This is a genomic window from Thermomonas flagellata (assembly GCF_022419185.1).
In the GTDB taxonomy this organism is placed as follows: Bacteria; Pseudomonadota; Gammaproteobacteria; order Xanthomonadales; family Xanthomonadaceae; genus Thermomonas; species Thermomonas flagellata.
In genome coordinates, this window is record NZ_JAJOZK010000013.1 from 1 (window position 1) to 11,466 (window position 11,466).

Here is an 11,466-nt window from a genome sequence, read left to right on the forward strand (position 1 = left end):
GACAGCACCGTCAGCCAGGAATCCGACCTCTCGCTTCTCAGCCTTGGGTGCGCTGGAACAGGCGGTGGCGAAGACCGTCAGAAATACGAAGAGCGCAAGAGTTCTGACCATGAGAGCTAACCCCTGAGTTAAGCCGCGCCGCGAAGCGGCGTCGGCTTGGACGAATTGTTAGGCAACAGCTCGGTCCACTCCAAGGGCTCAAGCTTTCGATTGCCAGCGTTCCACATTCTGCCGTGGCGCGGGTAGCGACCGCCCGACAGGGGGCCGACCCGATGCACTTGCCGCCCGGCCAGTAGCTCGCGCAGCTCAGCAAGACGTTTGCGATACAGCTCATCTGGAACAGGCAGCGAGCCGCCCCAAGCCAAGACTAGCGTTGAGGTGCCAGAAGCGTGATGTGCGAGAGTCTCATTGTTTCTCGGACCTACAAGCTCGGCATAGGAGAGATGGCTGATCTCATGGACCTGCGGGCTGCGGCGCGCAAACAAGTTGAGGAACGTAACCGAACTAAACCCATGCTCTTCAGCCCAATACGACACCTTTCCCACGGTTGGGTCTGAGCGGGTACCGGAAGCACGACTCGGATTGCATTGAATGACCGCGAGCGACTTGTTTCCGGCCGCACTTGTTCTAGCAACAAGGGAGTAGCGGTAGTCGGGCTCTTCGAGGCAGCCGGTTAACGTGTAAGCCATGTCTGTTGCCTAACACCAAGTAGACCCCGAATCCGAGGCGTAGCCGGATGGTGCTACGCCCCGGGAACGCCGTCAAGGCAAATTCCTACTGCAAATTCAATCGATTGCGCATGGCGCGCCAGCCTCGCTTGGCTGAACGTTCCCGCATGGAACCCAGAGGCGGGGGTGTAATGGAACAGACGCTTGCAAAGCGGGGCGTAGCAAGGGCGGGTGGTGGTGAGCACAAAGTGCGCCTGATGGACGAAGTTCGGGCCAGGATCCGTGCCCGGCATTACAGTTTGCGCACGGAGCAGGCGTATCTGGGGTGGATACGGCAATTCATCGTGGCCAATGGCATGCGCCACCCGCGGACGCTGGGCGGGGCCGAGGTCGAGGCGTTCCTCACCCGGTTGGCGGTGGAGCGCCATGTGGCGGCCAGCACCCAGAATCAGGCGCTGTCGGCGCTGCTGTTCCTGTACCGGGAGGTCCTGGGCATCCAGTTGCCTTGGATGGAGTCTGTGGTGCGGGCGAAGCGGCCGCAGCGGTTGCCCTCGGTGCTGTCGGTGGACGAGGTGCGCCGGTTGTTGGCGATGCTGGAGGGTCGCGCCTGGCTGATGGCCAGCCTGCTCTACGGGACGGGCATACGCCTGATGGAATGCCTGCGGCTGCGGGTAAAGGACGTGGACTTCGCGCGGGGCGAGATCTTGGTGCGCGATGGCAAGGGCGGCAAGGACCGCCGCACGGTGCTGCCGCGCACGCTGGAGGAGCCGCTGCGACGGGAGATCGAACGCGCGCGGGTGCTGCATGCGCGGGATCTGGCCGAAGGGTTCGGTGCGACCGTGTTGCCGCACGCGCTGGCGCGCAAGTACCCGGGCGCACAGCGCGACTTCGGCTGGCAGTTCGTGTTTCCGGCGGAGCGCCGGTCGCAGGATCCGCGCGGCGGCGGCGTGCATCGCCACCACGTGGACGATGCGGTGCTGGCGCGCGCGTTGAAGCGGGCGCGGGCACGGGCGGGGCTGCACAAGCCGTTGAGCGCCCACACCTTGCGCCATTCCTTCGCCACCCACTTGTTGGAGGCCGGCTACGACCTGCGCACAATCCAGGAACTGCTGGGCCACAAGGACGTGACCACCACCCAGATCTACACCCACGTGCTCAACCGTGGCGGGCATGGGGTGCGCAGCCCGCTGGATGCGGCGTGATTGCCTCAGCCGCCGGCCGGGGCGATATGCAGGGTCGCTTTGGGGGCATCGCCGCGCGCGAGATCCTCCAGGCGCACCTGCCATGGGCCGAAGGTGGTCGCGGTCGCGCGGCCCTGCAACGGGCTGGTGTGCAGGCTGGCCTCCTGCGCAGGGCCGCGCGCCGGCTGCCAGCGCAGCGCGATCTCGGCATCGCCGGCCCAGATGCACTGTACGCCGGGCGGGCAGCGCGAGTCGTTGACCAGGCGCAGGTAGGTCAGGCGGCTGCCGTCGTCCAGGGTGGCGGTTTCGCCGACGTCGAGGACGAGGGTGCGCGCGGCCGCGGCCGGCGGCGGAGTCGGTGGAGTCGACGGGGACATGGGCGCCTCGGGCGGGGAGGATGCGGGCGGCGCGGCGGCGCAGCCGCCGAGCAGGGCCGGTGCGAGCGCGGCGGCAAGCACGGCAGCGGCGACCGGGGGGATGCGGCGGGACGGGGGCATGCGGGGGCTCCACGCGGTTGCCACCGGTATAGCACGCGCCGCGGCGGGCGCGCAGCGGTTCAGGCGTCGGCGTCGCGGCGCGAGGCCAGGCGGTCGGCCAGCCGGGTCGGTTCGGGCAGGCGGTAGCCGGCGGTGAAGCGCATCACCAGCTCCGGGGCCGAGGGCATGGCCACCCGGTGCCCCGGCGAGACCACCAGCGGCAGGCAGCCGGGCTTGCTGCGCAGCAGCCAGCCGATCTGTTCGCGGCCGTCGCGCAGCGGGGTGAATGCGCCGCGCATGTCGTGCAGGGCCAGGCGCGCCTCGCCCACCAGCACCGACTTGGCCACGCCGATGCTGGGCAGGCCGCTGAGGACGCCGAAATGCGCGGCCACGCCCAGCCGGCGCGGATGGGCGATGCCCTGGCCGTCGATCAGGGCCAGGTCCGGCGCGGTCGGCAGCAGGGCGAGCGCGGCCAGCAGCGCCGGCAACTCGCGGAAGCTCAGCAGGCCCGGCACGTAGGGCATGCGGGTGGGCAGGCGCGCCACCTGCGCATCGAGCACGTCCAGGGTGTCGGCATCCAGCAGCACCGCGGCAGCGCGGGTGGTGGCGCCGTCGTCCTCGAAGCCGACGTCGAACCCGGCCACGGTGCGCAGCGGTTTGCGGAAGTCGTCGCGCAGCACCACCCGGCGCGCCAGTGCCTCCTGCTCCGCGCGCAGCGCGGCGGTGTCGCCGGTCCAGTCGGGGATGCAAGCAGGCGCAGGAGCGTTCATGCGGGGATTGTAAGGACGGGGCGCGGGCCTTGCCCCCGTCCGTGGTTGGACAGGCTCACCACGAACGGGAGGGGCTCACCACCAACGGCTACGGGCCCGGATGCAATGCGGTCAGCAGGCCGCGTGCGGCCTGCAGGCGGGCCGCCGGCTCCGGCAGGTCGAGGCTGATGCGCAGCTTGTCCGGGCCGTCCATGCGGTAGTGCTTGGGCTGGCCCTGGATCAGGCGGATCACCGCCATCGGATCGACGTTGGGTTTCTCGACGAACTGCAGGCGGCCGCCGCCGGCGCCGAGGTCGAGCTTGCGGATGCCCAGCCGGGTCGCCGCCAGCTTCAGCTCGGCCACCGCGAACAGGTGCTTGGCGGGGTCGGGCAGCAGGCCGAAGCGGTCGATCATCTCCACCTGCAGCTCGCGCAGGGCGGCCTCGTCGCGCGCGGCGCTGATGCGCTTGTACAGGGTCAGGCGGGTGTGCGGGTCGGGCAGGTAGTCGTCCGGGATCAGCGCGGGCAGGTGCAGGTCCACGTCGGCGCCGTGGTGCTCGGGCGCGTCCACGTCCGGCAGCTTGCCCTGCTTGATGCTGCGCACCGCGCGCTCCAGCAGCTCGGTGTACAGGCTGAAGCCGACCTCGGCCATCTGCCCGCTCTGGTCCTCGCCCAGCAGCTCGCCGGCGCCGCGGATCTCCAGGTCATGGGTGGCCAGGGTGAAGCCGGCGCCGAGCTCGTCCATCGCGCTGATCGCGTCCAGCCGCTTGCGGGCGTCCTCGGTGATGCTGCGGCGGTCGGGGATCAGCAGGTAGGCGTAGGCGCGGTGGTGGCTGCGGCCGACGCGCCCGCGCAGCTGGTGCAGCTGGGCCAGGCCGAACTTGTCGGCGCGGTGGATGATGATGGTGTTGGCGTTGGGGATGTCGATGCCGGATTCGATGATGGTGGTGCACAGCAGCACGTTGAAGCGCTGCTTGTGGAAATCCAGCATCACCCGTTCCAGCTCGCGCTCCGGCATCTGGCCGTGGGCGATGCCGATGCGCGCCTCCGGCACCAGCGCCTGCAGCGTCTCGTGCATGCGCCCGATGCTCTCCACGTCGTTGTGCAGGAAGTACACCTGGCCGCCGCGCGAGAGCTCGCGCGCGAACGCCTCGCGCAGCAGCGCCTCGTCCCAGGCGTGCACGAAGGTCTGCACCGCCAGCCGGTTGGCCGGCGGGGTGGCGATGATGGAGAGGTCGCGCAGCCCGCTCATCGCCATGTTCAGCGTGCGCGGGATCGGCGTGGCGGTCAGGGTGAGCAGGTGCACGTTCGCGCGCAGCTTCTTCAGCGCCTCCTTCTGGCGCACGCCGAAGCGCTGCTCCTCGTCCACGATCACCAGGCCCAGGTCCGCGAACTTCACGTCCGGCTGCAGCAGGCGGTGGGTGCCCACGATCACGTCGAGCTTGCCCTCGGCCAGCTTGTGCAGCTCCGCCTCGATCTCTTTCTTGCTCTTGAAGCGCGACAGCACCTCCACCCGCAGCGGCCAGTCGGCGAAGCGGTCGCGGAAGTTGCGGTAGTGCTGCTCGGCCAGCAGCGTGGTCGGCACCAGCACCGCCACCTGCTTGCCGCTGCTGGCGGCGGCGAACGCGGCGCGCACCGCCACTTCGGTCTTGCCGAAGCCGACGTCGCCGCAGACCACGCGGTCCATCGGCAGGCTGGATTGCAGGTCGCGCAGCACCGCCTCGATCGCGGCGTGCTGGTCGGGGGTCTCCTCGAACGGGAAACTGGCCGCGAACGGTTCGTACAGCGCGCGGTCCAGCGCGATCGCCAGGCCCTGGCGCGCGTGCCGCTTGGCCTGGATCTCCAGCAATTCGGCGGCCACGTCGCGGACCTTCTCGGCCGCCTTCTTCTTCGCCTTGGCCCACTGTTCGCCGCCGAGGTTGTGCAGCGGCGCGGTGTCCGGGTTGGCGCCGGAATAGCGGCTGATGCGGTCCAGCTGCGCCACCGGCACGTACAGGCGGTCGCCCTTGGCGTATTCGATCTCGAGGAACTCGCCGGGTAGGCCGCCCACGTCCATCGCCACCAGCCCGCGGTAGCGGCCGACGCCGTGGTCCTCGTGCACGATCGGCGCGCCCTCGCTCAGCTCGCCGAGGTCGCGGATCACCGCCTCCGGCTCGCGCCCGGCGCGCTTGCGCCGGCGCGGCTGGCTGGCGCGTTCGGGGAACAGCTGGCGCTCGGTGAGCACGCACAGCGCCGGGGCGTCCAGCGCGAAGCCGTCGTCCAGCGCGGCCACCGCGATCGCGAAGCGGGCGCCGCCGGCGACGAACGCCGGCCAGCCTTCGACCACCTCCGGCGCCAGGTCCGCCGCCTGCAACAGCTCCAGCAGCGCCTCGCGGCGGCCGGGCGAATCCGCCGCGACCAGCACGCGCCCCGGATACTGCGCCAGGAAGCCGCGCAGTGCCTCGCCGGGGGCGTGGTCGCGCGCGGCCAAGGGCAGGCTCGGTGCGGGCTGTAGCGGCAGCGCGTGGGCCTCGCCATGGCGCGGATGCGCGCTGGCGCAGACCTCGATCCGGCTGCCCTGGTTCAGGCGCTCGCGCAGCGCCTCCGGCGGCAGCCACAGCTCGGCCGGCGGCAACAGCGGGCGTTCCAGGTCGTGGCGCAGCAGCTCGTGGCGCTCGCCGATCCGCGCCCATGCCTGCTCGGCCGCCTCCAGCGCGCCGTCCTCCAGCAGCGGCAGGTGGCCTGCGGGCAGGTAGTCGAACAGGGTCGCGGTGCGCGGATGGAACAGCGGCAGGTAGTACTCGATCCCGGCCGGGGCCAGCCCGGCCTTCAGGTCCTGCACCAGCCCGCTGCGCCGGGTGTCCACGTCGAAGCGCTCGCGCAGCGCCTGCAGCGCGGCCTGCACCCGCTCCGGCTCGAGCGGCACCTCGCGCCCGGGCAGCAGGTCGATCGCATCGCAGCGGTCGAGCGAGCGCTGGGTCTCCGGGTCGAACAGGCGGATGCTGTCGATCTCGTCATCCAGCAACTCCACCCGGAACGGCGCCTCGGCACCCATCGGGTACACGTCGAGCAGCCCGCCGCGCACGGCGAAGTCGCCGGGGTCGTACACCTGCGGCACGTGGCGGTAGCCGGCGGCCTCCAGCCGGCGCAGCTCGGCGCCGAGGTCGAGGCGCTGGCCGAGGCGCAAGTCGAAGCGCTGCCCGAGCACGTGTTCCGGCGGTGCCAGCCGCTGCAGCAGGGTGGCCGCCGGCACCACCACGATGCCGCGCGCCAGCGCCGGCAGCCGCGCCAGCGTCGCCAGGCGCTGGCTGGTGATGTCCGGATGCGGGCTGAAGCGGTCGTAGGGCAGGGTCTCCCAGTCCGGGAAGCCCAGCACCGGCAGCGCCGGGTCGCCGCCGGCGAGGGTGCGCAGGTCGGCCTCCAGCTGGTGCGCGGCGTGGTTGTCGCGCGCCACCAGCAGCAGCGGGCCGGGGTGCTGGCGCGCCGCGGCGAGCGCGGCGAATGCCAGCGCGGTGCCGTTGGCCGGCGCGCGCCACCAGGCGCGGGCTTGGCCGGTGCGGGGCAGTGGGACGCGGAAATCGGGCAGAACGGCGGACGGCGGCATCGACGGCAGGGGCGCCGGGCGCGGGTCACGGCCGGCGCAGAGGAAGGCAGGGGAGGCGCAGGGCGCCGGAACGGGAAAACCGGGCGGGGGATTGTAGCGGCTGGCGTGCGCCGTCCCGCGCCGCGCCGCGCTCAGACCGTCGCGACCAGCGGCGCACGCGGCTTCGGTGGCGGCAGCTCCAGCACCATCCGCACCAGCCCCGGGGTCGGCGCGGATTCGCGGCGGAACGCCAGCGAGGCCGCCAGCCCCAGCATCGGCTGGTTGCTCTCCAGCACGTCGCCGTACAGCCGGCGCAGGCGGCGGCCGCGCGCCCAGCGCACCAGCCGGCGCATCAGGTGGCGGCCCAGGCCCATGCCCGCCACGTAGTGGCTGACCAGGATCGCGAATTCGGCGTCGGTGTCGCTGGCATCCACCGCCAGCCGCGCGACCGCGCCGACCAGCGCCTCGCCCGGGGGCAGCGGTTCGGCCGCGACCAGCGCGAACTCGCGGCGCGGGTCCGGGCGGGTCAGGCGCTCGGCCATCTCCACCGACAGTTCCTTGACCGGGTGCAGGAAGCGCTGGCGCACCTCCTCCGGCTGCAGCAGGGCAAAGCCCGCGCGCAGCGGCACCGCGTCCTCGGGCCGGATCGGGCGGATCAACACCTCGCGTCCGTTGCGCAGGCGCATGTGCTCGTGCCAGGGCGGCAAGCGGTTGCGGGCAGCCATGGCCGCGATGATGGCCGCCGCGGTGTTAAAAAAATGAACGCCGGGTGGCTGGCCGGTTCAGTGCGCGTTCGGCGTCGCCCCGCGCCGCCGCTGCCACGCGAGCACCGCCGCGACGAGCAGCAGCCCGGCCAACAGCCCGATGCCGGCATTGAACAGGCTCTCCCACAGCCAGCCCGGCGGGTGCGCGTGCAGCGCCTGGGCCAGGTGGTGCAGGGCCGGCACCCCGTGCACCAGGATGCCGCCGCCGACCAGGAACATCGCCAGCGTCCCGGCCACCGACAGCAGCCGCATCAGGCGCGGGGCCAGCGCCAGCAGCGCGCGCCCGAGCCAGGCACGCAGCCCGCCGCGCGCGCGCAGGTGCAGGCCGGCGTCGTCCAGCTTGACGATCACCGCCACCAGGCCATACACCCCAGCGGTCATCACCAGCCCGATCGCCACCAGCACCGCAAGCTGGGTGGGAAACGGCTGCGCCGCCACGGTGCCGAGCGCGATCACGATGATCTCCGCCGACAGGATGAAGTCGGTGCGCACCGCGCCGCGGATCTTGTCGCGCTCGAACGCGCGCAGGTCGGTGGCCGGGTCGGCGAGGGCACGCGCCAGTTCGGCCTGGCGCGCCGCGGCGGCCCCCGGATGCAGCAGCCGGTGCACCAGCTTCTCCGCGCCCTCGTAGCACAGGTAGGCACCGCCGACCATCAGCAGCGGCAGGATCAGCGGCACGCGCCAGCCGCGCGCGTGCAGCCACGCCTCGAGCGCGGCGATCGCCAGCGCCGCCGGGACCAGGATGGCCTTGTTCACCAGCGAGCCCTTGGCGACCGCCCAGACCACCGGCAGCTCGCGGTCGGCGCGGGTGCCGGTCACCTGCTGCGCGTTGAGCGCCAGGTCGTCGCCGAGCACCCCGGCGGTCTTCTTGGTGGCGACCTTGGTCATCGTCGCCACGTCGTCGAGGATCGTGGCGATGTCGTCGAACAGGGCGAAGAAGCTGGAGGGCATCGGGCGCGGCCGGCACGGACGGAATCGCGAGCTTAGGGACCGCCCGCGCGGGCCGCCAGTCAGGGCGGCGGGCGCAGCCAGTCCACGCAGGCGGCGGCCCCGGCATCGCCCAGCGCCGCGCGCAGCGCGTCCAGCGCCGGGCGCATGGCGGCATCGAACTGCCACGGCGCATTGAGGACCAGCATGCCGCTGCCGTTCATCCGCAGCGGCGAGTCGTCCGGCCGCACCAACAGCTCCAGCCGTAGCGCGGACTTGGCCGGCAACGCGGCGGCGGCGCGCCGGAACGGCTGCAGCGCGCGGCCCTGCTTGATCGGATACCACAGCGCGAAGGTGCCCTGCGGCCAGCGCAGGAGGCCTTCGCGCAGGGCCGCCAGCGCGGCATCGAACTCGGCCAGTTGGGTCTCGTAGGGAGGATCGATCAGCACCAGCCCGCGCGCGTAGCGTTGCGCGCCGTGGCGCGGCGGCAGCAGCGCCTTGAGCGCGGCGTAGCCGTCGCCGGCGTGCACCGCCACCCGCGGATCGCCGGCGAAGCGGCTGCGCAGCAGCTGCGCTTCCTCCGGGTGCAGCTCGCAGGCCACGATCCGGTCCTGCGCGCGCAGCGCGTGCGCCAGCAGCCAGGGCGAGCCGGGATAGGCCTGCGCGCCGTGCTGGGCGCGGCAGGCGCGCACCGCCGCCAGGTAGCGCTGGACCGCGGGATCGCGCGGGGCCTGCGCCTGCAGCCGGGCGATGCCGTCCTGCGCCTCGCCGGTCTTCTGCGCGGCCTCGCCGTCCAGCCGGTACAGCCCGCGCCCGCCGTGGGTGTCCAGCGCGAAGCAGGGCGCCGGCTTGGCGGCGAGCGCCTCGCACAGGGCCAGCACCACCACGTGCTTGAGCACGTCCGCGTGGTTGCCGGCATGGAAGGCGTGGCGGTAGTTCATCCGCGCATTCTCGCACCGAGGCGCGGGCCGGCCGTGCCGCGGCGCGGCGCACTACACTCCGCGCATGACCCCGGGCATCACGCTTCGCACCCTCGTCGGCGCGGCCATCGTGCCGCACCTGGACGCGATCGCCGCGCTGCGGATCGCGGTGTTCCGCGACTGGCCCTACCTGTACGACGGCGACGCCGGCTACGAGCGCGAGTACCTGCGCGCCTACGCCGACTGCCCGCGCAGCGTCGTGGTGCTGGCCGTGGACGGCGCGCACGTGGTCGGCGCCAGCACCGGCCTGCCGCTGGCGGAGGACGGCGCCGCGTTCCGGGCGCCGTTCCACGCGCGCGGGATCGACCCGGCGCGGGTGTTCTACTGCGGCGAGTCGGTGCTGCTGCCGGCCTACCGCGGGCGCGGCATCGGGCATGCGTTCTTCGACGCGCGCGAGGCGCATGCGCGTGCGCTCGGCGGGTTCGACTGGACCGCGTTCGCGGCGGTGGACCGCGCCGACGACGATCCGCGGCGGCCGCCCGGCCACCGCGGCCACGCGGCGTTCTGGGCCAAGCGCGGCTACGTGCGCCAGCCGGGCATGACGATGCACCTGCACTGGAACGAGGTCGGCGTGGGCGAGACCGGGCATGCGCTGACCTTCTGGCTGCGCCCGCTGGAGGTGGCATGAAGGTCGCCGCCTGCCGCTATGCGGTCGGCAGGCCGGCCGATTTTTCCGCCTTCGCCGCGCGCATCGAGGCGCTGCTGGCGCAGGCCAAGGCGCAGGGCGCACGCCTGGCCGTGCTGCCGGAGTACCTGGCGCTGGAGCTGGCCGCGGTGTTTCCGTCGCCGGTCCACGCCGACCTGCACGCCTCGCTGGCCGCGCTGCAGGCGCTGCGCGGCGACTGGATCGCGCTGTTCGCGTCGCTCGCGCGGCGGCTCGGGCTGCACGTCGTGGCCGGCAGCTTCCTGCTGGAGACCGCCCCGGGGCGCTACCGCAACCGCAGCGACCTGTTCACCGCCGACGGCGCGCACCTGTGGCAGGACAAGCTGCAGCTGACCGGCTTCGAGCGCCAGGCGCGGGTGATCGAACCCGGCGATGCCCTGCACGTGATGGCGCTGGACGGCGTGCGGGTGGGGATCGCGGTCTGCTACGACAGCGAGTTCCCGCTGCCGGTGCGCGCCCAGCGCGAGGCCGGCATGCAGCTCCTGCTGGTGCCCAGCTGCACCGACACCGACGCCGGCGCCACCCGGGTGCGGGTGGGGTGCCTCGCGCGCGCGCTGGAGAACCGGATCTACGTGGCGCAGGCGGTGACCGCCGGGCGTGCCGACTGGAGTCCGGCGCTGGACGTGAACACCGGGCGTGCCGCGCTGCTGGCGCCGATGGACGCAGGCCTGCCGGCCGACGGCGTGCTGGCGCAGACCGCGGGCGGCGCTGATGGAGAGCCCGGCGATGCCGATGCCTGGGCGCTGGCGACGCTGGATTTCGCCCTGCTCGAGGCCAGCCGCGCGCGCGCGCAGGTGGCCTGCGACCGCGACTGGCCGGGGCAGTGCCGCCCCGGCCTGCGCCGCGCCCGCCTGCTGCGCCCCTGAGGCGTCAGCGGCAGCGCCCGGAGGAACCGCTGCCGCAGCGGCGGCCGTCGGTCCAGGTCGCGCCGCTGAAGTCGGCCCCTTCCAGGTCCACGTTGACCAGCTTGGAGCCGCGCAGGTCGGCGTCGCGGAAGTCGGCGCCGGTCAGGTCGGTGTTGGTGAACTGCGCGGCGATCCGCGCCTTGCGGAAGTCGGCCTCGCCCAGTTCGGCGTTGGTGAAGCGGGCGCCGGTCAGGTCGGCGCCGGCGAACACCGCGCGGCGTGCGCTGGTGTTGGTGAACTTGGCATGCCGCAGGTCGGCGTTGCGGAAGTCGTGGCCGTCCAGCTCGGTGTTGACGTGGCGCTTGCCGGCCGGCTGGCGCTTGGACGCCGCTTGGGCGGCGGGCCTGCCGGCGGACGTGGCGGTGGAGGTGGCGGTGGAGGCGGCGGTGCCGGCCTCGGCGCGGGTGGCGCCGGCCCGGGTGTCGACCTGCACCTGCGCGCCGGCGCCGTGCACGCGTACGCCGGTGGCGTCCACCTGCACGCTCTGCGCGTGCGCGGCGGCGGCCAGCAGCAGCAAGGACAGGGTCGGGATCGCGATGCGGGACATGCGGGCTCTCCTTGTGGTGAAAGATTCCGTATGCACTGGCAGG

The 11,466-nt window shown here is 72.8% G+C and carries 11 protein-coding genes; 3 read left to right on the forward strand and 8 right to left on the reverse strand.

The genetic code is table 11. The features are described from left to right. Positions 1-128 precede the first annotated feature (128 nt). Positions 129-689 carry a DUF1643 domain-containing protein gene (locus ML340_RS11235; protein WP_240099684.1) on the reverse strand — a complete coding sequence of 187 codons (561 nt, stop codon included), beginning with the start codon at positions 687-689 and terminating at the stop codon, positions 129-131. A 236-nt stretch (positions 690-925) separates the two neighbouring features. Between ML340_RS11235 and ML340_RS11240 the strand changes: the two genes are divergently transcribed. Continuing rightward, positions 926-1,870, forward strand: coding sequence for an integron integrase (locus ML340_RS11240; RefSeq protein WP_240099822.1), 945 nt, complete (start codon positions 926-928; stop codon positions 1,868-1,870). A 5-nt stretch (positions 1,871-1,875) separates the two neighbouring features. On the opposite strand, the gene ML340_RS11245 is transcribed toward ML340_RS11240, so the two are convergent. The 6 genes from ML340_RS11245 to ML340_RS11270 all read right to left on the reverse strand — a co-directional run bounded on the left by ML340_RS11245 (position 1,876) and on the right by ML340_RS11270 (position 9,268). After that, positions 1,876-2,226, reverse strand: a complete 351-nt coding sequence (locus tag ML340_RS11245; protein WP_240099686.1) for a hypothetical protein — start codon at positions 2,224-2,226, stop codon at positions 1,876-1,878. A 179-nt stretch (positions 2,227-2,405) separates the two neighbouring features. Next, positions 2,406-3,095, reverse strand: coding sequence for a deoxyribonuclease V (nfi, locus tag ML340_RS11250; RefSeq protein WP_240099688.1), 690 nt, complete (start codon positions 3,093-3,095; stop codon positions 2,406-2,408). A gap of 88 nt (positions 3,096-3,183) precedes the next feature. After that, positions 3,184-6,657, reverse strand: coding sequence for a transcription-repair coupling factor (mfd, locus tag ML340_RS11255; protein WP_240099690.1), 3,474 nt, complete (start codon positions 6,655-6,657; stop codon positions 3,184-3,186). A 131-nt stretch (positions 6,658-6,788) separates the two neighbouring features. Then, on the reverse strand, positions 6,789-7,361 hold the full coding sequence (locus ML340_RS11260; RefSeq protein ID WP_240099693.1) for a GNAT family N-acetyltransferase: 573 nt from the start codon (positions 7,359-7,361) through the stop codon (positions 6,789-6,791). Between the two features lie 57 nt (positions 7,362-7,418). Beyond that, the gene (locus ML340_RS11265; RefSeq protein ID WP_240099695.1) at positions 7,419-8,351 is read right to left on the reverse strand and encodes a DUF808 domain-containing protein; all 933 of its coding nucleotides are present in this window, start codon (positions 8,349-8,351) and stop codon (positions 7,419-7,421) included. A 59-nt stretch (positions 8,352-8,410) separates the two neighbouring features. Next, positions 8,411-9,268, reverse strand: coding sequence for a 23S rRNA (adenine(2030)-N(6))-methyltransferase RlmJ (locus ML340_RS11270; RefSeq protein ID WP_240099697.1), 858 nt, complete (start codon positions 9,266-9,268; stop codon positions 8,411-8,413). Positions 9,269-9,332: 64 nt separating this feature from the next. On the opposite strand from ML340_RS11270, the gene ML340_RS11275 reads away from it, so the two are divergent. Both ML340_RS11275 and ML340_RS11280 read left to right on the forward strand, forming a co-directional pair. Continuing rightward, the gene (locus tag ML340_RS11275; protein ID WP_240099699.1) at positions 9,333-9,935 is read left to right on the forward strand and encodes a GNAT family N-acetyltransferase; all 603 of its coding nucleotides are present in this window, start codon (positions 9,333-9,335) and stop codon (positions 9,933-9,935) included. After that, on the forward strand, positions 9,932-10,837 hold the full coding sequence (locus ML340_RS11280) for a carbon-nitrogen hydrolase family protein (protein WP_240099701.1): 906 nt from the start codon (positions 9,932-9,934) through the stop codon (positions 10,835-10,837). The genes ML340_RS11275 and ML340_RS11280 overlap by 4 nt, the downstream gene beginning before the upstream one ends. Positions 10,838-10,841: 4 nt before the next feature. On the opposite strand, the gene ML340_RS11285 is transcribed toward ML340_RS11280, so the two are convergent. Continuing rightward, positions 10,842-11,423, reverse strand: a complete 582-nt coding sequence (locus tag ML340_RS11285; protein ID WP_240099703.1) for a pentapeptide repeat-containing protein — start codon at positions 11,421-11,423, stop codon at positions 10,842-10,844. Between the last annotated feature and the right edge of the window lie 43 nt (positions 11,424-11,466).

Coding starts and splice junctions, on each gene's coding strand:
- ML340_RS11235 (WP_240099684.1), bottom strand. CDS start 689: ATGGCTTACACGTTAACCGGCTGCCTCGAAGAGCCCGACTACCGCTAC.
- ML340_RS11240 (WP_240099822.1), top strand. CDS start 926: ATGGACGAAGTTCGGGCCAGGATCCGTGCCCGGCATTACAGTTTGCGC.
- ML340_RS11245 (WP_240099686.1), bottom strand. CDS start 2,226: ATGTCCCCGTCGACTCCACCGACTCCGCCGCCGGCCGCGGCCGCGCGC.
- nfi (WP_240099688.1), bottom strand. CDS start 3,095: ATGAACGCTCCTGCGCCTGCTTGCATCCCCGACTGGACCGGCGACACC.
- mfd (WP_240099690.1), bottom strand. CDS start 6,657: ATGCCGCCGTCCGCCGTTCTGCCCGATTTCCGCGTCCCACTGCCCCGC.
- ML340_RS11260 (WP_240099693.1), bottom strand. CDS start 7,361: ATGGCTGCCCGCAACCGCTTGCCGCCCTGGCACGAGCACATGCGCCTG.
- ML340_RS11265 (WP_240099695.1), bottom strand. CDS start 8,351: ATGCCCTCCAGCTTCTTCGCCCTGTTCGACGACATCGCCACGATCCTC.
- ML340_RS11270 (WP_240099697.1), bottom strand. CDS start 9,268: ATGAACTACCGCCACGCCTTCCATGCCGGCAACCACGCGGACGTGCTC.
- ML340_RS11275 (WP_240099699.1), top strand. CDS start 9,333: ATGACCCCGGGCATCACGCTTCGCACCCTCGTCGGCGCGGCCATCGTG.
- ML340_RS11280 (WP_240099701.1), top strand. CDS start 9,932: ATGAAGGTCGCCGCCTGCCGCTATGCGGTCGGCAGGCCGGCCGATTTT.
- ML340_RS11285 (WP_240099703.1), bottom strand. CDS start 11,423: ATGTCCCGCATCGCGATCCCGACCCTGTCCTTGCTGCTGCTGGCCGCC.